This is a genomic window from Herbaspirillum sp. SJZ106 (assembly GCF_006715495.1).
Taxonomy (GTDB): domain Bacteria; phylum Pseudomonadota; class Gammaproteobacteria; order Burkholderiales; family Burkholderiaceae_D; genus Herbaspirillum.
In genome coordinates, this window is record NZ_VFNI01000001.1 from 204,092 (window position 1) to 224,269 (window position 20,178).

Consider the following 20,178-nt stretch of genomic DNA (forward strand, 5'->3'; position numbering starts at 1 on the left):
GGTTCGTCTCTTAGCCGTTGGCGGGGGCGATCATCTCCGCATAGTCGTACAGCGCGCCGAGGATATCCTGGGCGCGTTCGTCGTCGGCCTGCTCTTGCAGCGTGTCGATCTGTTCGAACAGCTGGGCGATGGTGCGGGCTCCGCCTTTGCCTTCGAACAGGCGCGCCGCGCGGTGTTCTTCCCAGTGCTGGGTTTCTTCGGCGCTGAGCGTCTCGGGGAAATTGCGCGCGCGGTAGCGGAACAGGATTTCGTCCAGGCGAGCGTCGTCGAAGGAGAGGCTGGCGCGCGCCAGTTCCTGCGGCGGCATTGCGCGCAACTGCGCCAGTTGGCGACGGTCGCCATTGCCGATGAAGCCGCCGTAGAGGTCTTCGTCGACATCGGGCGCGCTATCGCTTTCGCGGTGGAAGACGTCCTGCCACAATGCCGCCAGATCGGGAAGCGCGGCGGCGATATCGGCATTGCGCAAGGCGCCGTCGATGTCGATGCCCAGCTCGGCCGCGCGGGCCGCGGAAAGCGTCTTGAGGCTGCCGACCACCATCGGCGACTTGTTCAGGTGGATGCTCTTGATCGGCAGGCGCGTGACGCCTTCGGGCAAGGCGTCGGCCTTGCTGAACATGCGTTCGCGCACGGTGGCCGCGTCCAGCCTGGCCAGTTCGGCCGGGTCGCTGGCCAGGTCCCAGGCGATCACTTCATTCTTGTTGGTCGGATGCATGCCGAGCGGCCACATCAGCGCCAGGCAGCCGCGCGTCGCCGGGAACATGCCCGACACGTGCAGGAAGGGCTTGTTCTGCGGCAGGCCGATCTCGGCCGCGGCCTTGTCCTTCTTGTGCAGCGCCAGCGCGAAGTCGAACAGGCGCGGATTCTTCTCGCGGATCAGGCGCGCCAGCGCGATGGTGGCGCGCACGTCGGACAGCGCGTCGTGCGCCGCTTCGTGCAGCAGGCCGTTGGCCTTGGAGAGATGTTCCAGCTTGAAGCTGACGCTGCCGTCTTCCCTGGTCGGCCAGACGATGCCGTCCGGGCGCAGCGCGTAGCACAGGCGCACCACGTCCAGCAGGTCCCAGCGGCCGCAGCCGTTTTGCCATTCGCGCGCATAGGGATCGATCAGGTTGCGCCAGAACATGAAGCGCGTGACCTCGTCATCGAAACGGATGGTGTTGTAGCCCACGCCGATGGTGCCGGGTTCGGCCAGTGCGCGTTCAATCTGCGCGGCGAACTCGTGCTCGGGCAGGCCGCGCTCCAGGCAGGTCTGCGGCGTGATGCCGGTGATCAGGCAGGAGACCGGATCGGGTAAATAGTCCGGCGCCGGTTTGCAGTAGACCATGATCGGTTCGCCGATCTCGTTGAGTTCGGCGTCGGTGCGCACGGCGGCGAACTGCGCCGGGCGGTCGCGGCGCGGGACTACGCCGAAGGTTTCATAGTCGTGCCAGAGGAAGGTATGGTTGGACATCGCGGCGTTGGAACTCATTTCATCAATAGGCGTGAGTGCGGAATTACCCCGTTTGGGATGAAGTGCAAGGCGCGACATTGGATCAAGACCGGGCGTCTTGATCCAATGTCGATCGCGCGATTATAGAGCGTGTTGGTGGCCGGACGCGCCGCAGTGGCGCGTCAGCCGGAAGATTGGAGACTTTTCGAGTGATTGCGGCAGAGTTATTGCAGCGGCGCCGCGTCGCGCTTGAGCAGTTTGAGCAGCGTGTCTTGCAGGTTGCCGTTGCGCATGGGCGCCTGGCCGCCGGCGTATTGGATGTTGTCGATGATCCAGCCGCGCGCGTCGCGCGTGAGCAGGACCTTGTCGACCCACTTGGCCGGAGCCTTGAGCTTGGCGTCGCTGTAGATCAGTTCGACCGAGCATTCGCTTTCGCGCTTTTGCATGTCGCACTGGACGACGCGGAACGTGGAGGCGCCACCGGGATTGGCGGTGAAGATGTCGCCCTCGAGCAGCGGCGGCAATGGGGCGGCGGCAGACTGCGCGGCGCGCGCCTCTTCGGCGACCGAGACATCTTTGAGCAGGTTGAATAGCGGCACCGACAGGAAATGGCGGAAGGTGATCAGTTCGTTGAGGGTAAGCGCGCCGGAGGGGCGGGCCGACTGGTGCATCCGGTAGAAATCCGATACCAGTTCCTTGGCCTTGCTTTCTTCATTGCTGGTGCATGCGGCAAGCAACAGGCTGGCTGCGACGATAAATATTTTCCCGATCCGCTTCACGTTCCAATTCTCCCCTGGGCCGCCCGTCTACGGTTCCGTTCTTGCGTGGCTGCAGTGATCCGGTAGCAAGGTGACAAGTATTCTTGCGGGCAAGTGTATGCCTTTTCCGAACCGCGGGAGGCCGAGAACACATCGTCAAAACGCCGCCAATTCCCGGCCATCGGGCGGCCGGGGTTTCTTTTCGGACAAGGCCGGAATTTGCCGGCGCCTGGCCATTTATCGGCACTTATTCTGCTTCCTTGATGGCGTCGGCCAGGGTGTCGCTCAGATATTCGCGTTGCGAGGACTGGTCGTTGCCGATGAATTCGATATCGTCGATGCGCCAGCGGTTGTCTTCGCGCACCAGCAGGATCTTGTCGTTCCATGCTTCTGCGGCGCCGTCTTTCTTGTATTCGAACGCGACCTGGCAGGAGGAGCGCTGGTCGTCGCTATCGCAGGACTTGACCGAGAACGAGGTGGCGCCTTCATACAACGAGGTGAACAGGTCGCCCTCGACGATGGGCGGCGCCTGGTTGCCGACCATCGTGTGGTAACGGACGTCGGCCGCTTCGGCCTGGGTGAGCAGGGTGTACAGCGCCCGGCTCACCAGTGGCTGGTATTGCCGCAGCTCATCGGCCGGGGGCAGGCCGGGCGCGTTGGTCTTGAGGTGGAGGGTGTAGAAAGCGCTGATGACGTCGGCTTGCCGCTGTTCTTCGCCGCTGAAGTTGTTGCAGCCGCCCAGCGCCAGCGCCGCGGCCAGGGTGGAGGCGCCTGCGAGCAGGCGGGATCGGCGGCGGGTGTGGACGGAAGGGAAATGCAAACGGGGTAATCTGGTCATCCGGCTGTTCCTGGCGTGCGGCAAGTTGCGCGCCGGTCTTGTCATGGCAGTGTGTGGGCAGGCGGCGCCTTGCTGGTTGTGCTTGCCGCGCCGGCCTGCTCGCGGTTTTTAGTCAGGTTTTGCACGCAATTGTTCCGCAAACCGCCGGCAAATGGCCAGCGGCGGGAGCCGGCGGCTTATGCCGATGCGTTGAGCAGCGAGAAGTGCTCGACTTGCGGCGGGCCGGCGAAGAACGGGCCGACGATGCCGCGCCATTCGGTGAAGGCGGGCGATTCGCGGAAGTCCACGGTATGGTTTTCCAGCGTGGCCCACTGCACCATCAGGAGGTAGCGCTCGGGCGACTCGATGCCCTTTTGCACCTGGTGGCCGAGATAACCCTTGGCCTTGGCGATGGTCTGCGCCACGCCGCGCGTGATGGCTTCGTCGAATTCGGCTTGCTTGCCGGGTTGGATGCGGATGTCCGCCAGTTCCAGGATCATGTGGGTCTCCATAGTCGATCAAGTGACGCCGGCGCCGGCCGTGGCAGCCTGGCGCAGCGCTTAGAACCCGTTTCATTGTGAAACGGGTTCTAAAGGATTATCACATTTTCCGACGGCGGGCGCGGTCAACAAAATTTGCGCAGCCGGTGAATTCGCTTCACGCGACGGGTTTCTCATCGGCGATGGCGGCGCGCCGCGCGGCGGCCTGGCGCAGCTTCTGCTCCATGTCTTCCAGGCCGATCTCGATGGCGCGCGTGCTGATCATGATTTCCCACAACGATACCAGCAGCGACAACACCAGCAAGAACAGGCTGATGCCGAAGAAGGCTTCGGCCAGGTGGCCGTGCTCGACAAAGATCAGGAACATCGAGACGGCGCACATGATGAAGCTGGACACGCCCAGCGCCTGCATGTAGCGGGTCAGCACGATGCGCTTGCGCAGGTTGAGGATCTGGCGGATCACCAGGTCGCGGCCGTCGTCCTTGTGCTGGGTCTGCAGGTTCCGGATCAGTTGCGCCAGCACCAGGAAGCGGTTGGTATAGGCCAGCAGCAGCAGCGAGGTGGCCGGAAACAGCAGGGCGGGCGTGGTCAGGTTCATCATCGGCATCGACATCGGGAGTAGGGCAGGCGGCGCCCGCGGGAGCGCGACGCTATCGTTACTTGTTTCGCAAGAAACATGCCCATGTGCAGGCGGCGGCCAGCCGCGTCGGCATTCCCGCGCCAAGGCGTGGCGCCCTCGCCGTTTTGGGGCGGCGGGTGCACCACCGCCGTTTTCCTGCACCGCCGTGCGGCAGCATCTTCCGTCGCGCAAATCTTTTTGCATTTTTTATCGTGCCCGGCCTGCTGCCTAATTGTTATTTGAAGCGGCCATCAATACACTAGCCCACGATCCAATAAACCATAACGAAAGGATATCCATGTCGGGCTCTTATTTTCCCCAATGGCGGCTGCGCAGCGGCACCCATGACGGCCAGGGGGCTGTCATCGCCGCCGATGAACGCTTGCCCGCGCCGCAGACCGTGGCCATGGGCGTGCAGCACGTGGTGGCGATGTTCGGCTCCACGGTATTGGCGCCGCTGTTGATGGGGTTCGATCCCAACCTGGCGATCCTGATGTCGGGCGTGGGCACCTTGCTGTTTTTCCTGCTGGTGGGCGGCCGCGTGCCGAGCTACCTGGGTTCCAGCTTTTCTTTTATTGGCCTGGTGATCGCGGTGACCGGCTACGCCGGTTCCGGCCCCAATCCCAACCTCGGCGTGGCGCTGGGCGGCATCATCGCCTGCGGCGCGCTGTACACCGTGATCGGCCTGGTGGTGGGCTGGGTCGGCACGCGCTGGATCGAGAACCTGATGCCGCCGGTGGTGACCGGTTCGGTGGTGGCGGTGATCGGCCTGAACCTGGCGCCGATCGCGGTCAAGGGCGTATCGGGCAACAGCTTCGATTCCTGGATGGCGCTGGTGACGGTGCTGTGCGTGGGTTTCGTGGCGGTATTTACGCGCGGCATGCTGCAGCGCCTGCTGATCCTGGTCGGTTTGCTGCTGGCCTATGTCATCTACGCCATCCTGACCAATGGCGCCGGGTTGGGCAAGCCGATCGACTTTTCCACCGTGGCCAACGCCGCCTGGTTCGGCGTGCCGCACTTCGCCACCCCGGTATTCCAGGCCGGCGCGATGGCGCTGCTGGCGCCGGTGGCGATCATCCTGGTGGCCGAGAACTTGGGCCATATCAAGGCGGTGTCGGCCATGACCGGCCAGAACCTGGATCGCTACATGGGCCGCGCCTTCGTCGGCGACGGCCTGGCGACCATGCTCTCGGGCAGCGTCGGCGGCACCGGCGTGACCACCTATGCCGAGAACATCGGCGTGATGGCGGTCACCAAGATCTATTCGACGCTGGTGTTCGTGGTGGCGGCGGTGATCGCCATCCTGCTGGGTTTCTCGCCCAAGTTCGGCGCGGTCATCCTGACCATTCCCGGCGCGGTGCTGGGCGGCGTGTCGATCGTGGTGTTCGGCCTGATCACGGTGTCCGGCGCACGCATCTGGGTGGAGAACAAGGTCGACTTTTCCAACAACACCAACCTGATCGTGGCCGCCGTGACGCTGGTGCTGGGCGCGGGCGACTTCACGTTGAAGCTGGGCGGTTTCGCATTGGGCGGCATCGGTACCGCCACCTTCGGCGCCATCATCCTTTACGCATTGCTCAAGCGTCGCGGATGAGTTGAACCAGGCGCGTGGCGAAGGCCGCGCTTGCCGGAAATGAAACGGGCCGGTCATGGCGACCGGCCCGTTTTTTTGTGTCTCTTTCAAGTTTCATGGCGCGTTTGCCAACGATCCGGGGGATTTCTGGAGCGGACGTCGCGCGACATCAAATCGGCAAAAGATTTCCATTGAGCAATTCAACTTTGCTGACTATACTTTGCGGCGTCGCAGCGCGATACGACCAGAATACCGGCTCCCGTGGGAGGGCGCCGGACGCGGGCGACACCGGAGACGATCCGGGCAAGGCGTCCACGCAGGGGCGAACGGTTTCATCAGATCCTGCGTTTTACAAGGGGAATTCCAATGAGCACCACCATCCGTTTGTCCGCACTGCTGTGCGTCATGCTGCCTTTGCTGTGCGCATGCGATGCTTTCGCCGGCAAGAAGGACTACACCTATTTCCGCCAGCATCTGGACGAAGCCAAGTCGGTCGCCGACCAGTGCTCGCTCAACGGCACCTCGGGCATGGACGCGGCCCAGATCAAAGTGTGCAACATCGCGCGCGAAGCCTACGCCAATCGCAACCTCAATTACTGAATGACTGGTTGAGGGCGGCGCTACCGCCGGCTGGCCATTTCCAGCGGCCGGATGCGCGGCGCCTTGGGACGGGCGACGGGGCTGGCCCGGCTGCGGCGATACGCGGCCGCATGCGCAAGCCCAAGTGTGCGTCGACAGTAGTCACCGGCCTGTCACAAATTTGTCAAAGTCGGCTTGTAGAATGCCTCGACTTTCATGCCGCCCAGTCCATCCATGCACAATCCGCCGGAAACGCCGCAAGCCTTGCATCTGCTCTATGAGCCAGCCGGATTCATCTGCGCCTTCCGCTTCGAAGACAGCCGCGCGCGCCAGATGAAATGGAACGAGGTGATCGACCATCGTCCCGCGGGGCCGGAGTTTACCTGGCTGCATGTCAAGACCGCCGATGTGAAGATCCGGCAATGGATGGAGCACCACAGCGGCGTGCCTGAGCACATCACCGAGTTCCTTCTCAGCAGCGATACCCATCCCGGTCTGCACATGACGGCCGACAGCGTCTACGGCACGCTCACCGACATGAAGATGGAGATCGGCGACACCGGCACCGAGAAGGGCGCGCTGCATTTCTACCTCGACCGCACACGCCTGCTGACGCTGCGCACGCAGCCGCTGTGTTCGACCAACCTGCTGCGCCAGAAGGTGCTCGACGGCGCCGGCTTCGACAACACGATGGACTTGTTCGCGGAGCTGTTGCGTTGCCTGGCCGACGGTTTCAATGCGCGGCTCGACAGCCTCAACGACAAGGTGGACGATATCGAATTTTCGGTGCTCTCAGACCGCCGCTCGGAAGACCGCGCCGAACTGGGCAGCATACGGCGCCAGTTGGCCGAACTGCGCCGTTTCATCGCGCCGGAGCGCCGCATCCTGAGCCAGTTCAACCGCCTGCGGCCATCTTGGGTGGCCCCCGAGGCGCTGGAGGACCTGACCCACGCGCTGGACGAACTCAATGAATTGCATTCGACCGTGGAAGCGGTGTACGAGCGCGCCAAGCTGCTGCAGGAGGAAATCGCTTCGCAGATGTCGGAGCAGATGAACCGCAACCTGATGGCGCTGTCGATCCTGACCGCGCTGCTGATGCCGGCCACGTTGGTATCGGGGATTTTCGGGATGAACGTGGCGGGGTTGCCGGGCCTGCATGACGAGGCTTCGTTCTGGATGGTGATGGCGGTGATGCTCGGCCTCGGCGTGGCTACCGTGGCCTTTCTCAAGTGGCTCAAGATCTGGTGAGCCGGTTGCCGGAGCGGCCGTCAGCCCATCAGTCGCGTTCGGCCATGGCTTCTTCGTTCTCGCGGATCAGGCGGTCGATGTCGAGGTTGTCGACTGGTTCCACGCGCAGCGCCAGCGGGCGCCACAGCGAATAAAGCCACAGCCCGATGGTGCACAGCGTGCCCAGGAACAGGGTGATGAAGCCCGACAGGAACAGGCCGATGAAGGGCGAGGCGACCAGGCCGTCATAACCGATCAGGTGCTTGCCGTCCCAGGTGATGGTCTGCGCGCCGAACAGCGAGAGCACCCCCATCAGTACCGAAAACGGCACCAGCGAAAACGTGGTGCCGATAGCCAGCAGCTTGTAGATGGTGCCCATCGACATGCGCTGGATCTTGATCTGCTCGAACATGAGCTTGTTCCCCTCTTGCTTGCCCGGCCCGTGCGGTCGCCGGTATGCCTGTGATGCCGCGCCGCGCGTCCCCGGAATCGATTGCGCGGCCAGCGTGCGGCGGGTGCTTGTTCACCCGCCTTCCTTGCTTGCTTACTTGCCCCAGCTGTCCTTGAGCGTCACGGCGCGGTTGAACACCGGCTTGCCTTCGGCCGAATCGATCCGGTCGGCCACGAAATAACCGTGGCGTTCGAACTGGTAGATGTCGCCCGGTAGGGCGGCCTTGAGCGTCGGCTCCAGGTAGGCGGTGATCACTTCCTTGGAGTTCGGGTTCAGCGCGGTGAGGAAATCCTTGCCGCCGGCGTCCGGGTGCGGGTCGCTGAACAGGCGGTCGTACAGGCGCACTTCGGTGGCCAGCGCGTGTTCGGCGCTGACCCAGTGCAGGTTGCCCTTGACCTTGTAGTTGGAGCTGCCTTCGGTGCCGCTCTTGCTGTCTTCGAAGTAGTTGCAGTGCACGGCGACGACGTTGCCGTTCTCGTCCTTGTCGCAGCCGGTGCATTCGACCACGTAGCCGTAGCGCAGGCGCACCTTGTTGCCGGGGAACAGGCGGAAGTAGCCCTTGGTCGGCTCTTCCATGAAGTCCTCGCGCTCGATCCACAATTCACGGGTGATCGGGAAATGGCGCTGTTCGGTGTCGTGCTGCGGATGGGCCGGCGGGTAGACCGGCGCGCTGCAGTCGATGCTCTGGCCTTGGGGGAAATTGTCGATGATCAGTTTCAACGGGCGCAGCACGGCCACGGCGCGCGGCGCCTTGGGGTCGAGGTCGTCGCGCAGCGCGCCTTCCAGGATGCTGTAGTCGATCCAGCTGTTGTTCTTGGAGGCGCCGGTGCGTTCGGACATCAGGCGGATCGCCTCGGGCGTATAGCCGCGGCGGCGCAGGCCGACGATGGTGGGCATGCGCGGGTCGTCCCAGCCGGAGACGATCTTCTCGTCCACCAGCTGGCGCAGCTTGCGCTTGCTGGTGATGATGTAGGTCAGGTTCAGGCGCGCGAATTCGTACTGGTGCGGCAGCGGGCGCTTGAATAAGCCTTCCTCGGCCAGGCGGTCCAGCAGCCAGTCGTAGAACGGGCGCTGGTCTTCGAATTCCAGCGTGCAGATCGAGTGCGAGATGTTTTCCAGCGCATCCTCGATCGGGTGCGCGAAGGTGTACATCGGGTACACGCGCCACTTGTCGCCGGTGTTGTGGTGGGTGGCGTGGCGGATGCGGTAGATGGCCGGATCGCGCAGGTTCATGTTGGGGCTGGCCATGTCGATCTTGGCGCGCAGGATCATGGAGCCGTCCGGGTGCTTGCCGTCGCGCATTTCCTCGAACAGGCGCAGCGATTCCTCGGGCGTGCGGTCGCGCCACGGCGAGTTCTTGCCGGGTTCGGTCAGGGTGCCGCGGTTCTCGCGCATCTGCTCGGCGTTCTGTTCGTCGACATAGGCCAGGCCGCGGCGGATCAGTGCCTGCGCGGCGGCGTACATGGTGTCGAAGTAGTTGCTGGCGTAGTACAGGTGTTGCTTGCCCTCATGCTCCCACGAGAAACCCAGCCACTTGACCGAGTCGAGGATGGTGTCGACGTATTCCTGTTCTTCCTTCTCCGGGTTGGTGTCGTCGAAGCGCATGTGGCAGCGGCCGGCGTAATCGTGCGCCAGGCCGAAGTTCAGGCAGATCGACTTGGCGTGCCCGATGTGCAGGTAGCCGTTCGGTTCGGGCGGAAAACGGGTGATCACCTGGGGCAGTGCCTCGCCTTGCTTGCCGCTGCGGCCGGCGTAGGCGCCGGAAACCAGGTCGGATTCGATGATGCCGCGCAGGAAATTGGTCGAGGGGGCCGGTGAATGTCCGTTTTTCAGTTCGTTGCTCATGGGATGAATCGGGAGAATGCCTATTTATGCGGATCAAGCATTCTACCGCAGCGCGCCTGCTTGCATTGGGCTTTGCGCTGGAGCCGCGGCGAAAATTTGCCGGCCTCGGGTGAATCGGCCGCGGCTTTCTTGTTACAGATGATACGGCTGCGAATTACCTGTGACAGGGCTCGGGTGGCAATCTGCCGGCATGGCCCGCGCCGTTGCCGGGCCCGTCACAGGATAAAGGAGAGGGCATCATGAAACGACTCATCAAATTGCTGGTGGCCGCCGGCGTGGCGGCGGTGACCTTGTCGGCCTGCGTGGTGGTGCCGGCCGGTCCGCCGCATCCGCATTACTACCGGCCGTATTATGGGCCGGGGTATTACTACGGCCGTTAAGACGCCCGATAGCGTCCCGATCGGGATGGGGATATCCGCAAGGCAATATCGGGCGGATGCCAAGGCGGATTCGCACTAACCCATCTTGGCGGGCTTTGATGGCGCTTTTCATGGCGGCAACCGGCATTCCGGTCGCCGCCATTTGTTTTTCACCGCCCGTTTGCGGCGCCTCGTCGCATGGCGCTGGCGCGGCGCCGGCTGTCGTGCGACATTGGCGCATCTGTCTCCATTTCGATCAAAGTGAGCCCGCCATGTCGCTGACAACCTTGAAGGCCATCCATCTGCTGGGGGCCGTGCTTTTCCTCGGAAATATCATCGTCACCGCCTTCTGGAAAACGCTGGCCGACCGCAGCGGCGAGCTGGCCGTGATCCGCTTCGCGGTGAAGGCGACCAACTGGGCGGATGTGGTTTTCACGCTGGGCGGCATCGTCTTGCTGGCGGCGGCGGGCCATATGATGGCGCCGGCGTTCGGCGGCGTCGCGGGCAGCTTCTGGCTCAAAACCGCTTACACGCTGTTCGTCGCCACCGGCGTGCTGTGGTTGACGGTGCTCATTCCCGTGCAATGGAAACAGGCGCGCCTGCTCAATGCCTTGCCGGCGGGGGCTGCGGTTCCGGCCGCCTATCGCGGGCTGGCGCGGGTATGGGCGGTGGCCGGATCGGCGGCGACCTTGATGCCGCTGGCGGCGGCCTGGCTGATGGTGGCCAAGCCGGGCTGATAAGCGGCTTACATCTGCTTGAACAGGTGGGCGAACAGTCGGCTGACCGCCAGTTTTTCGGGGCGGTTGCGCAGCAGCAGCGATAACTTGCCGGCCTCGTCGCGCACCGCGGCCTGCACATGGCGCACCTGCACCACCGTGCCCCGGTGGATCTGCCAGAACTGCTGCGCATCGAGCCGGGGGATCAGTTCGCGCAGGCTGGTGCGGATCAGCGCTTCGCCTTCGGCGGTGACGACATTGACGTATTTGTCGGTGGCTTCGAAATACAGCACATCGTTGACCGGGATCATGCGCACCTGGTTGCCGACCGCGGCGCGGATGATGTCCAGGCGCGGCGCCGGCGACGGCTCTTCCGCGTCGTGCGCGGCCAGGCGCCGCAATTGCGCCAGTGCGCGCTGCAGGTGCTCATCGGCGCTGCCGGCGGCGCGCTGCTGCAGCAAGGATTTCAGGCGCTGCACCGTGGCCGCCAGGCGCGCATCGTTGACCGGTTTCAGGAGGTAATCCACCGCGGCCTGTTCGAAGGCTTGCACCGCATAGTTGTCGTAGGCGGTGACGAACACGATCAGCGGAAACGGCCGCGCCGGCGGCCAGGCGTCGGCCAGCTCGCGCGCCACCTCCAGCCCGCTGCGGCCAGGCATGCGGATGTCCAGGAACAGCACATCCGGCAGCAGGGCCAGCGCCTGCTCCAGCGCGGCGATGCCATTGGCGGCGACCGGTGCCGTGCCCAGTTCCGGCCAGGCGCGCGCCAGCGCCTGTTGCAGCGCCGCGGCCAGCAGCGGTTCGTCTTCGGCGATGAGGGCGGAGATGGATGGCATGGCGTTCGTCTTCAATGGCCGGCGGCGCGCATGCCCCTGGCAGGGCGGTGCACCGCCTTGAGCGCCTTGAGCGGGATCGTGATCTGCGCCATGGTGCCGGCCGGCACGTTGTGGGTGAGGATCAGTTCGGCCAGCGGGCCGTAGAGCGTGGACAGGCGTTCGCGGATGTTGTCCAGGCCGAAGTGCATGCCGATCTCCGGTTCTTTCCTGCCGGTCAGCGCCGCCAGTTCAGATTTGGGAGAAGGGCTGTTGAAGCTGATGCCGGTGGCCAGCCCGACGCCGGTGTCCAACACGCTCAGCACCAGCATGTCCTGGTGCAGGGCGGCGCGCACCGTGCAGTTGCCGCCTTCGACCTTGGGCTCCAGGCCATGCTTGATGGCGTTTTCCACCAGCGGCTGCAGCAGCATCGGCGCCAGGCGCAGGCGCCCCAGTTCTTCCGGCAGCTGCAGCGTATAGGACAGGCGCATGCCCATGCGCAGCGACATCAGCCCGAGGTAGGCCTTGATCAGGTCGAATTCCTTCTTCAGCGAAGTGCTGTCGGCGCGCGATGCCGACAGCGTGGTGCGCAGGTAATGGATCAACTGGTCCAGCATCTGCTGCGCGCGCAATGGCTCGGAGCCGATCAGGGTTTGCAGCGTGGCCAGGGTATTGAACAGCATGTGCGGTTCGATCTGCGCCTGCAGCATCTGCAATTGCGCCTGCACCGCCTGCTTTTCGACCTGGCTGGCATGGGCTTGCAGCGCGGTCATCTTCTCGCGGTTCCAGAAGAAAAGGGCCGCGCCGAAGCAGGCCAGGAAGGTCAGCACGATCACGCCGATGATGTTGTCGCTGCGCTCGGGCAGGAGGGATAGGATCGGTTGCCCCATCAGGTGGCTGGCCAGCAGGCGTCCCAGCAGCACCGACAGCGGCGCCAGCACGAGCAGCGAGAGGGCGAAGCCGAGCTTGTGCGGTTCGCCGTCGCCCCAGATCGCCAGTCGCGTGCCGTTGATCAGCACCATCGCCAGGATGCCGATGCACATCGCCACCTGCAGGTTTTCGTAGAAACTGCCGCCGATGCGCATGAGATAGGTCACGGCCAGCGCGCACATCAGGTTGATGACGAGCGTGGGCACCAGCGATTTCACCAGTTCGCGCAACAGCAGGACAAGGCGGGGCGGGACGGAAGTGTCTTGTTGATTCATTCGTTCAGGCAGTTCGGGTAAGGCCGGTAAAGCGCGACGCACTTGGCGTTGCATCATCGCCGCTTCCTGCGGGCGGGGAAAGGGGCGAAAACGCCCGGGCGTGAAATAGTACCCCGATTCCCCGGCCGGGTAGCACTTCGCGGCGCGACAATCCGTGGCGGCAGGTGCCCAGGTTGCGTATGATCCTGGTCGCAGGCGCCAAGATGCGCCAGCGGCCGGCGACGAAATGCCGGAGCGATGGCGCAAAGCGCGGCAAGCGTGGCGCGATCTGCGCCATGCGCCGTATCGATAATGGAGAACGATCATGTGGCCCTATCCCAAGGTACTCGCCCATCGCGGCGGCGGCACGCTGGCGCCGGAAAACACGTTGGCCGGTTTTCGCACCGGCCTGCGCTTCGGCTATCGTGCTGCGGAGTTCGATGTCATGCTGACCCGCGATGAAGTGCCGATCCTGATGCACGATCCCCAGCGCGGCCGCACGCTGCCGGGCGCCGGGCAGATCGCCGAGACCGACTGGGCGCAACTGTGCGAGCTCGATGCCGGCGCCTGGCATGGCCCCGCATTTGCCGGCGAGCGCATCTGCACGCTGGAGCAGGGGCTGGATTTCTGCATCGGGCATGGCATCTGGATGAACGTCGAGATCAAGCCCGCCGCCCCGGCGCAGGCGGCGCGTACCGGCGAGCTGACCGCGCTGGCGGTGGGGCGGCGCTTCAGCGCGGCACTGGAAGCCTGGCGCGGCGATCCGGCGTCGGCCCAGGCGGCCGCGTTGCCGGTGCTGTCGTCGTTTTCTTTCGACGCGTTGATGGCGGCCCGGGAGGCCGCGCCCGACCTGCCGCGCGGTTTTCTGATGGACACGCTTGCCGACGACTGGCAAGCGCACCTGCAGCAACTGCAGGCCGTCGCCCTGCACACCAACCATCGCCACCTCACGCCGGAACTGGCGCGCCGGGTCAAGGAGGCCGGCTATGCCTTGTTCTGCTACACCGTCAATGATGCGGCGCGGGCGGCGCAGATCATGGACTGGGGCGTGGATGCCTTCTGCACGGACCGTATCGACCTGATCCGCGCCGATGCTTATTAGGCCTGCGGCGAAATGGGCGGCAAATCCTGTTCTTACCGGAGGACCGGATGCGGGACGGGCTGGTTATGATCATTGTGCCGTTCGCATCGGGACGGCCGGGACGCAGCACTGGCATTGTCAACGTCCCGCAATGAAAGTGCGTTAAGGAGACACAAGGCCGGCTTAAGAGCGCGCCGGTGGACTTGTGAAGAACATAACACTGAGATGAGGAAAACGATGAAGATCAATAAACTGCTGGCCGCCGTACTCGTTGCCGCCTTTGCACTGCCGGTCATGGCACAGCCCGCCCCGGCTCCAACCCCGGCGGCCGAAGCGCCGGCAGCCAAACCGGCGCCCAAGCACAAGAAGCACGCTAAAAAGCACAAAAAGCATAAAAAGCACGCCAAGCAGGCCATGCCCGTCAACAAGGGCGCCTGATTGGGGTTTGATGCGGCTTGATCGCATTGATGCCGCACGGCCGGTATGCCGGCGGCAAGAATTGAAGGGAAGGGGAAGGCTGGCTGTTAAGGATCCGGATGGCGCAATGCAGCGCACCGTCCGGAGGAGCCGAACCTGTGACCCGTCGGAGTTTTCCGGCGGGTTTTTTTTCGCCGGCGTGTTGTCTCGCCGCTTGTCCGGCAGCCCGGGATGACCCGGATCCGCCGGCCGGGCAGTGTCCGGCCGGCAACGCCCTTGACGGAGGCGGCGCGCTTGCTTGTCGCGTGCGGTATCGCGCGCAGTATCACGTATAATCGCCGATTCGCAATCACTTTTTGCACCGTTTTTTACCAGCCTTCGAACCATGAACTCAGCCGAAATTCGCGACAAGTTTCTGAAATTCTTTGAATCCCAAGGACACACCATCGTCCGCTCGTCCAGCCTGGTTCCGGGCAACGACCCGACCCTGCTGTTCACCAATTCCGGCATGGTTCAGTTCAAGGACGTGTTCCTCGGCACCGACAAGCGCAACTACGTGCGCGCCGCTTCGGTGCAGCGCTGCCTGCGCGCCGGCGGCAAGCACAACGACTTGGAAAACGTCGGCTATACCGCGCGCCACCATACTTTCTTCGAGATGCTGGGCAACTGGTCTTTCGGCGACTACTTCAAGCGCGAATCGCTGAAGTGGGCCTGGGAGCTGCTGACCAAGGTCTACGGCCTGCCGGCCGAGAAGCTGTGGGCCACCGTCTACGAGACCGACGACGAAGCCTACGACATCTGGACCAAGGAAATCGGCGTGCCGTCCGAGCGCGTGGTGCGCATCGGCGACAACAAGGGCGCGCCGTATGCCTCCGACAATTTCTGGCAGATGGCCGAGACCGGTCCCTGCGGCCCCTGCTCGGAAATCTTCTACGACCACGGCCCGGACGTCTGGGGCGGCCCCCCGGGCAGCCCGGACGCCGATGGCGACCGCTACATCGAGATCTGGAACAACGTGTTCATGCAGTTCGACCGCCAGATCGATCCCAAGACCGGCGAATACGTGCTGACCCCGCTGCCGGCGCCTTGCGTCGACACCGGCATGGGCCTGGAGCGCCTGGCCGCGATCCTGCAGCACGTGCACAGCAACTATGAGATCGACCTGTTCCAGGCGCTGATCAAGGCCGCCGCGCGCGAGACCAATACCACCGACCTGGCCAACAATTCGCTCAAGGTGATCGCCGACCACATCCGCGCGACTTCCTTCCTGATCGTCGACGGCGTCATCCCCGGCAACGAAGGCCGCGGCTACGTCCTGCGCCGCATCATCCGCCGCGCGCTGCGCCACGGCCACAAGCTGGGCCAGACCAAGCCGTTCTTCTACAAACTGGTCAAGGACCTGGTGGCACAGATGGGCGCGGCCTATCCGGAATTGCCGGAAGCCGCCGCGCGCGTCGAACAGGTCTTGCAGCAGGAGGAAGAGCGTTTCGGCGAAACGCTGGAACACGGCATGAAGATCCTGGAAGCCGCGTTGGCCGCCAACACCGGCAAGCTGGATGGCGAAACCGCCTTCACCCTGTACGACACCTACGGCTTCCCGCTGGACCTGACCGCCGACATCTGCCGCGAGCGCAATGTCGAGCTGGACGAGGCCGGCTTCGCCGCCGCCATGGAGCGCCAGAAGAGCACCGCGCGCGCGGCCGGCAAGTTCAAGATGGCCGCCGCCATCGAATACGCCGGCGACAAGACCAAATTCGTCGGCTATGAGTCGCTGGCGCAGCAGGCCAAGGTGCTCGCGCTGTACGTGGCCGGCAGCCCGGTGCAGAAGATCGATGCCGGCCAGGACGCCATCGTGGTGCTTGATGCCACGCCGTTCTATGCCGAGTCCGGCGGCCAGAGCGGCGACGCCGGCGTGCTGGAAGCGCCGGCCGGCGCCCTGTTCGCCGTGGCCGATACGCAAAAGATCCAGGCCGACGTGTTCGGTCACCACGGCCAATTGATCAAGGGCAGCCTGGCCGTGGGCGACACTGTCGCCGCCAGGGTCGACGCCGACCAGCGCGCGCGCACCATGCGCAACCACTCGGCTACTCACCTGATGCACAAGGCCTTGCGCGAAGTGCTGGGCAGCCATGTGTCGCAGAAGGGTTCGCTGGTCGATGCCGACAAGACCCGTTTCGACTTCAGCCACAACGCGCCGATGACGGCCGAGGAAATCCGCCGCGTCGAAGAGATCGTCAACCGCGAAGTGCTGGCCAACGCCGCCACTAGCGCCAGGCTGATGGGCTATGACGACGCCATCGCCGCGGGCGCCATGGCGCTGTTCGGCGAGAAGTACGGCGACGAAGTGCGCGTGCTCTCGATCGGCACCTCCACCGAACTGTGCGGCGGCACCCACGTGGCGCGCACCGGTGACATCGGCCTGTTCAAGATCGTCTCCGAAGGCGGCGTCGCCGCCGGCATCCGCCGGGTCGAAGCCGTCACCGGCGAAGGCGCGCTGGCGCTGGTGCAGTCGCTGTCGAACCGCGTGGCCGAAGCCGCCGCAGCCTTGAAGACCCAGCCGGAAGAACTGCTGCCGCGCATCGGCCAGGTGCAGGACCAGGTCAAGGCGCTGGAAAAGGAACTGGCCGCGTTGAAATCCAAGCTGGCCTCCAGCCAGGGCGACGAACTGGTGAGCCAGGCCGTCGACATCAAGGGCATCAAGGTGCTGGCCGCGACGCTGGAAGGCGCCGATGTCGCCACCCTGCGCGAGGCGATGGACAAGTTGAAGGACAAGCTCAAGAGCGCTGCCATCGTGCTGGCTTCGGTCAAGGACGGCAAGGTCAGCCTGATCGCCGGCGTCACCGCCGACGCCACCGCCAAGGTCAAGGCCGGCGAACTGGTCAACTTTGTCGCCCAGCAGGTCGGCGGCAAGGGCGGCGGCCGTCCCGACATGGCGCAAGCCGGCGGCACCGATCCTTCCGGCCTGCCCGGCGCGCTCAAGGGCGTGGCCGACTGGGTCGGCGCCAAGTTCTGACCGATGACGGGGTTTGCATGAGCGATTTCAAGTTCTGTCCGGTCTGCGCCACCGACCTGGTGCTGCGCGCCGATGAGGGCGAAGCGGGCAAGGTGAGGTTGGGTTGCCCGCAGGGGCACTGGACCCATTGGGACAATCCCCTGCCGGTGCTGGCCGGGCTGGTTGAAATCGACGGCAAGATGCTCACCGCCCGCAATGCGGCCTGGGCCGAAGGCCGCTTCGCGCTGATCACCGGTTTCATGGAGCGCGGCGAGACGCCGGAGGAGGGCATCGCGCGCGAGATCAAGGAAGAGACCGATCTCGACGCCCGGGAAATCAGCCTGATCGGCGTCTATGAATTCATTCGCAAGAATGAGTTGATCATCGCCTACTACGTCAAGGCGACCGGCGCCATCAAGCTGTCGCCGGAGCTGGTCGAATATCGCTTGTCGGATCCGGCCGACTTGCGGCCCTGGCCGGCCGGCACCGGGCATGCCGTGGCGGACTGGATGCGAGCGCGCAAGCTGCCGGTGCAGTATGTGGAATTCGCCGGTTCGACGACACCGATCCCTACGCCGGAAGTCTCGCACTGACGCGGTTTAGTTGCTTCTGCACAAGCTTAGTGCGGCGAATACAACAGTTCTTGTGCGATGCATCAACTCGGCGCATCTTTGCAGTAAAATCGTTTCCGTTGTGTTCCATATTGAGTCGCTGTAATGACCATAGAATTTCACCGGGAATTGGATGCGCGCGGTTTGAACTGTCCGCTGCCGATACTCAAGACCAAGAAGGCGCTGGCCGACATGTGCAGCGGCCAGGTATTGAGGGTCACCGCCACCGATACCGGTTCGGTGCGTGATTTCCAGGCCTTTGCCAAGCAAACGGGCAATGACCTGCTGTCGCAAGTCCAAAATGAAGACCACGAGTTCATCTTCTTCATGAAGCGCAAGTGAGCAGGCGGGCAATCGCCTGCATGCCCGCTGGTGAATTGAAAAATGCCGTTCGATATATGCGAACGGCATTTTTGTTTTCCGCTTCGCCTGTCGCTCCGCTTTCGCGAAGCGGGCGCGGGCCTGTGCCGCCGGCGCTTCAGAATTCCGGGTGGAAGCTCTCCGCCCTGGCGATCGGCCAGTATTTCTCATACACCTGATACCGATAGTTGCCATCCAGCAGATCGTTGGGTTGCAAGTACTTCAGCACGTTCGACATCAGCTGGACTTCGTGGTCGTTGATGCGCCGTACGATATGGTGTGGCCGTAGCGCCGAGGTATGCGGCAGCCCGGCGGCCTGCACCAGTTCCTGCAGCGCATGCAAGGTGCTTTGGTGGAAACGGTAGACGCGTTCGGCCTTGTCCGGCACCACCAGGGCGCGGGCGCGCGTGGCGTTTTGCGTGGCCACGCCGGTCGGGCAGCGGTCGGTGTGGCAGCTTTGCGACTGGATGCAGCCCAGCGCGAACATGAAGCCGCGCGCCGAATTGCACCAGTCGGCCCCCAGCGCCAGCGTGCGCGCCAGGTCGAAGGCGGTGATGATCTTGCCGGATGCGCCGATCTTCACCTGGTCGCGCAGGCCGATGCCCACCAGCGTGTTGTGCACCATCAGCAGGCCTTCCTGCAGCGGCATGCCGACGTGGTCGACGAACTCCAGTGGCGCGGCGCCGGTGCCGCCTTCGGAGCCGTCGACGGTGATGAAGTCGGGGACGATGCCGGTCTTGACCATGGCCTTGGCGATGCCGAAGAACTCCCATGGATGGCCGATGCACAACTTGATGCCGACCGGCTTGCCGCCGCTGCGCTGGCGCAGCTTTTCGATGAATTGCAGCAGGCCGATGGGCGTTGAAAACGATGAATGGGTGGCCGGCGAGATGCAATCGACTCCCATCGGAATGCCGCGGGTGGCGGAGATTTCCGGGGTGATCTTGGCGGCCGGCAAGACGCCGCCATGGCCGGGCTTGGCGCCCTGGGAGAGTTTCACCTCGATCATCTTGATCTGCGGCGCCTGTGCCTGTGCCGCGAATTTCTCTTCATCGAAGCTGCCGTCGGCGTTGCGGCAGCCGAAGTAGCCGGAGGCGATCTGCCACACCAGGTCGCCGCCGAACTCGCGGTGGTAGGCCGAGACCGAGCCTTCGCCGGTGTCGTGCGCGAAGTTGCCTTTCCTGGCGCCGTGGTTGAGCGCGCGGATGGCATTGGCCGAGAGCGAGCCGAAACTCATGGCGGAAACGTTGAACACCGACATCGAATACGGTTGCGCGCGTCCTGCTCCGACCGTCACGCGGAAGTCGTGGCTGGCGATCTGCGTGGGCGACAGCGAATGGCCGATCCACTCGTGGCCGCCTTGCTGCATGTCGATCTCGGTCCCAAAGGGGCGGCTGTCGACATCCGCCTTGGCGCGCTGGTAGACGATGCTGCGTTTCTTGCGCGAGAACGGCCGGCCATCCATTTCACCTTCAAAGAAGTATTGGCGAATCTCCGGCCGGATCGATTCGAATATGAAGCGGAAATGCCCGATCAGCGGGTAGTTGCGCAAGACCGCGTGCTTGCGCTGGAGCAGGTCGCGGATGCCGATCCCGGAAAAAACCAGGGGGAGCAGCGCCCAGCCCCAGCTGATGTACTGGCCTGCGGCCAGCAGCGCCAGGGCGGTAGTCAGGAGAATGACGAGCCAGAATACGAAATAACGATTTGCCCACATGATGAAAGTCCGCTCGTAGTTGTTGTTGAGCCGATGCCGCCGGCGATGTTTGCAGGATTCTAACGCCGCGGCAGAGCTCGCGCTTGCGTCGAATTGAGGGGTCTTTCCAAGCGATTTTCCCAGACGGTGGGGTTGAA

Annotated in this window: 20 protein-coding genes; 10 read left to right on the forward strand and 10 right to left on the reverse strand. The window is 64.0% G+C overall.

What is annotated here, in order from left to right:
- Positions 1–10: 10 nt before the first annotated feature.
- From sbcB to FB598_RS00960, 5 genes are all read right to left on the reverse strand, one after another.
- On the reverse strand, positions 11–1,447 hold the full coding sequence (gene sbcB, locus FB598_RS00940) for an exodeoxyribonuclease I (protein ID WP_141913309.1): 1,437 nt from the start codon (positions 1,445–1,447) through the stop codon (positions 11–13).
- Between the two features lie 203 nt (positions 1,448–1,650).
- Entirely contained in the window at positions 1,651–2,205 is a 555-nt protein-coding gene (locus FB598_RS00945; protein WP_141911720.1) for a hypothetical protein, read from the reverse strand.
- A 226-nt stretch (positions 2,206–2,431) separates the two neighbouring features.
- Positions 2,432–3,022: a DUF3828 domain-containing protein gene (locus tag FB598_RS00950; RefSeq protein ID WP_141911723.1), complete on the reverse strand. Its 591-nt coding sequence runs from the start codon at positions 3,020–3,022 to the stop codon at positions 2,432–2,434.
- Positions 3,023–3,198: 176 nt separating this feature from the next.
- Positions 3,199–3,501, reverse strand: a complete 303-nt coding sequence (locus tag FB598_RS00955; RefSeq protein ID WP_141911726.1) for an antibiotic biosynthesis monooxygenase — start codon at positions 3,499–3,501, stop codon at positions 3,199–3,201.
- Between the two features lie 157 nt (positions 3,502–3,658).
- Positions 3,659–4,102, reverse strand: coding sequence for a DUF2721 domain-containing protein (locus tag FB598_RS00960; RefSeq protein ID WP_141911729.1), 444 nt, complete (start codon positions 4,100–4,102; stop codon positions 3,659–3,661).
- Between the two features lie 316 nt (positions 4,103–4,418).
- Here FB598_RS00960 and FB598_RS00965 point away from each other — a divergent pair, with 316 nt between their 5' ends.
- From FB598_RS00965 to FB598_RS00975, 3 genes are all read left to right on the forward strand, one after another.
- The gene (locus FB598_RS00965; RefSeq protein WP_141911732.1) at positions 4,419–5,714 is read left to right on the forward strand and encodes a solute carrier family 23 protein; all 1,296 of its coding nucleotides are present in this window, start codon (positions 4,419–4,421) and stop codon (positions 5,712–5,714) included.
- Between the two features lie 345 nt (positions 5,715–6,059).
- A complete protein-coding gene (locus FB598_RS00970; RefSeq protein WP_141911734.1) occupies positions 6,060–6,293 on the forward strand; it encodes a hypothetical protein in 234 nt (77 codons plus the stop codon).
- Positions 6,294–6,506: 213 nt separating this feature from the next.
- Positions 6,507–7,520, forward strand: coding sequence for a transporter (locus tag FB598_RS00975; RefSeq protein ID WP_141911737.1), 1,014 nt, complete (start codon positions 6,507–6,509; stop codon positions 7,518–7,520).
- 28 nt (positions 7,521–7,548) lie between these two features.
- Here the strand turns inward: FB598_RS00975 and FB598_RS00980 are convergent, their stop codons facing one another.
- Positions 7,549–7,911 carry a hypothetical protein gene (locus FB598_RS00980; RefSeq protein ID WP_141911740.1) on the reverse strand — a complete coding sequence of 121 codons (363 nt, stop codon included), beginning with the start codon at positions 7,909–7,911 and terminating at the stop codon, positions 7,549–7,551.
- Positions 7,912–8,043: 132 nt separating this feature from the next.
- Positions 8,044–9,795 (reverse strand): glutamine--tRNA ligase/YqeY domain fusion protein, encoded by a 1,752-nt coding sequence (locus tag FB598_RS00985; RefSeq protein WP_141911742.1) that lies wholly within the window; start codon positions 9,793–9,795, stop codon positions 8,044–8,046.
- 239 nt (positions 9,796–10,034) lie between these two features.
- Between FB598_RS00985 and FB598_RS20600 the strand changes: the two genes are divergently transcribed.
- Both FB598_RS20600 and FB598_RS00990 read left to right on the forward strand, forming a co-directional pair.
- Positions 10,035–10,175, forward strand: a complete 141-nt coding sequence (locus FB598_RS20600; RefSeq protein WP_183405775.1) for a hypothetical protein — start codon at positions 10,035–10,037, stop codon at positions 10,173–10,175.
- Positions 10,176–10,426: 251 nt separating this feature from the next.
- A complete protein-coding gene (locus tag FB598_RS00990; protein WP_141911745.1) occupies positions 10,427–10,891 on the forward strand; it encodes a DUF2269 family protein in 465 nt (154 codons plus the stop codon).
- Positions 10,892–10,899: 8 nt separating this feature from the next.
- Here the strand turns inward: FB598_RS00990 and FB598_RS00995 are convergent, their stop codons facing one another.
- Together FB598_RS00995 and FB598_RS01000 are read right to left on the reverse strand one after the other, a co-directional pair.
- Positions 10,900–11,706, reverse strand: a complete 807-nt coding sequence (locus FB598_RS00995; protein WP_141911747.1) for a LytTR family DNA-binding domain-containing protein — start codon at positions 11,704–11,706, stop codon at positions 10,900–10,902.
- A gap of 11 nt (positions 11,707–11,717) precedes the next feature.
- Complete coding sequence (locus tag FB598_RS01000) at positions 11,718–12,887, reverse strand: sensor histidine kinase (RefSeq protein ID WP_141911749.1); 1,170 nt, start codon at positions 12,885–12,887, stop codon at positions 11,718–11,720.
- Positions 12,888–13,191: 304 nt separating this feature from the next.
- Here FB598_RS01000 and ugpQ point away from each other — a divergent pair, with 304 nt between their 5' ends.
- The 5 genes from ugpQ to FB598_RS01025 all read left to right on the forward strand — a co-directional run bounded on the left by ugpQ (position 13,192) and on the right by FB598_RS01025 (position 18,309).
- Entirely contained in the window at positions 13,192–13,968 is a 777-nt protein-coding gene (gene ugpQ / locus FB598_RS01005; RefSeq protein WP_141911751.1) for a glycerophosphodiester phosphodiesterase, read from the forward strand.
- Positions 13,969–14,184: 216 nt separating this feature from the next.
- On the forward strand, positions 14,185–14,385 hold the full coding sequence (locus FB598_RS01010; protein WP_141913310.1) for a hypothetical protein: 201 nt from the start codon (positions 14,185–14,187) through the stop codon (positions 14,383–14,385).
- A 364-nt stretch (positions 14,386–14,749) separates the two neighbouring features.
- Positions 14,750–17,377 (forward strand): alanine--tRNA ligase, encoded by a 2,628-nt coding sequence (gene alaS / locus FB598_RS01015; RefSeq protein WP_141911753.1) that lies wholly within the window; start codon positions 14,750–14,752, stop codon positions 17,375–17,377.
- Between the two features lie 17 nt (positions 17,378–17,394).
- Positions 17,395–17,949, forward strand: a complete 555-nt coding sequence (locus FB598_RS01020; protein ID WP_141911754.1) for an NUDIX domain-containing protein — start codon at positions 17,395–17,397, stop codon at positions 17,947–17,949.
- 123 nt (positions 17,950–18,072) lie between these two features.
- A complete protein-coding gene (locus FB598_RS01025) occupies positions 18,073–18,309 on the forward strand; it encodes a sulfurtransferase TusA family protein (protein ID WP_050469046.1) in 237 nt (78 codons plus the stop codon).
- A 136-nt stretch (positions 18,310–18,445) separates the two neighbouring features.
- Here FB598_RS01025 and FB598_RS01030 read toward each other — a convergent pair whose 3' ends face one another.
- Positions 18,446–20,041, reverse strand: a complete 1,596-nt coding sequence (locus FB598_RS01030) for an FMN-binding glutamate synthase family protein (RefSeq protein WP_141911756.1) — start codon at positions 20,039–20,041, stop codon at positions 18,446–18,448.
- Positions 20,042–20,178: the final 137 nt, after the last annotated feature.

Coding starts and splice junctions, on each gene's coding strand:
- FB598_RS00975 (WP_141911737.1), top strand. CDS start 6,507: ATGCACAATCCGCCGGAAACGCCGCAAGCCTTGCATCTGCTCTATGAG.
- FB598_RS01010 (WP_141913310.1), top strand. CDS start 14,185: ATGAAGATCAATAAACTGCTGGCCGCCGTACTCGTTGCCGCCTTTGCA.
- FB598_RS00950 (WP_141911723.1), bottom strand. CDS start 3,022: ATGACCAGATTACCCCGTTTGCATTTCCCTTCCGTCCACACCCGCCGC.
- FB598_RS00955 (WP_141911726.1), bottom strand. CDS start 3,501: ATGATCCTGGAACTGGCGGACATCCGCATCCAACCCGGCAAGCAAGCC.
- ugpQ (WP_141911751.1), top strand. CDS start 13,192: ATGTGGCCCTATCCCAAGGTACTCGCCCATCGCGGCGGCGGCACGCTG.
- FB598_RS00985 (WP_141911742.1), bottom strand. CDS start 9,795: ATGAGCAACGAACTGAAAAACGGACATTCACCGGCCCCCTCGACCAAT.
- alaS (WP_141911753.1), top strand. CDS start 14,750: ATGAACTCAGCCGAAATTCGCGACAAGTTTCTGAAATTCTTTGAATCC.
- FB598_RS00960 (WP_141911729.1), bottom strand. CDS start 4,102: ATGATGAACCTGACCACGCCCGCCCTGCTGTTTCCGGCCACCTCGCTG.
- FB598_RS00970 (WP_141911734.1), top strand. CDS start 6,060: ATGAGCACCACCATCCGTTTGTCCGCACTGCTGTGCGTCATGCTGCCT.
- FB598_RS01025 (WP_050469046.1), top strand. CDS start 18,073: ATGACCATAGAATTTCACCGGGAATTGGATGCGCGCGGTTTGAACTGT.
- FB598_RS01020 (WP_141911754.1), top strand. CDS start 17,395: ATGAGCGATTTCAAGTTCTGTCCGGTCTGCGCCACCGACCTGGTGCTG.
- sbcB (WP_141913309.1), bottom strand. CDS start 1,447: ATGTCCAACCATACCTTCCTCTGGCACGACTATGAAACCTTCGGCGTA.
- FB598_RS00980 (WP_141911740.1), bottom strand. CDS start 7,911: ATGTTCGAGCAGATCAAGATCCAGCGCATGTCGATGGGCACCATCTAC.
- FB598_RS00990 (WP_141911745.1), top strand. CDS start 10,427: ATGTCGCTGACAACCTTGAAGGCCATCCATCTGCTGGGGGCCGTGCTT.
- FB598_RS20600 (WP_183405775.1), top strand. CDS start 10,035: ATGAAACGACTCATCAAATTGCTGGTGGCCGCCGGCGTGGCGGCGGTG.
- FB598_RS01000 (WP_141911749.1), bottom strand. CDS start 12,887: ATGAATCAACAAGACACTTCCGTCCCGCCCCGCCTTGTCCTGCTGTTG.
- FB598_RS00965 (WP_141911732.1), top strand. CDS start 4,419: ATGTCGGGCTCTTATTTTCCCCAATGGCGGCTGCGCAGCGGCACCCAT.
- FB598_RS00995 (WP_141911747.1), bottom strand. CDS start 11,706: ATGCCATCCATCTCCGCCCTCATCGCCGAAGACGAACCGCTGCTGGCC.
- FB598_RS01030 (WP_141911756.1), bottom strand. CDS start 20,041: ATGTGGGCAAATCGTTATTTCGTATTCTGGCTCGTCATTCTCCTGACT.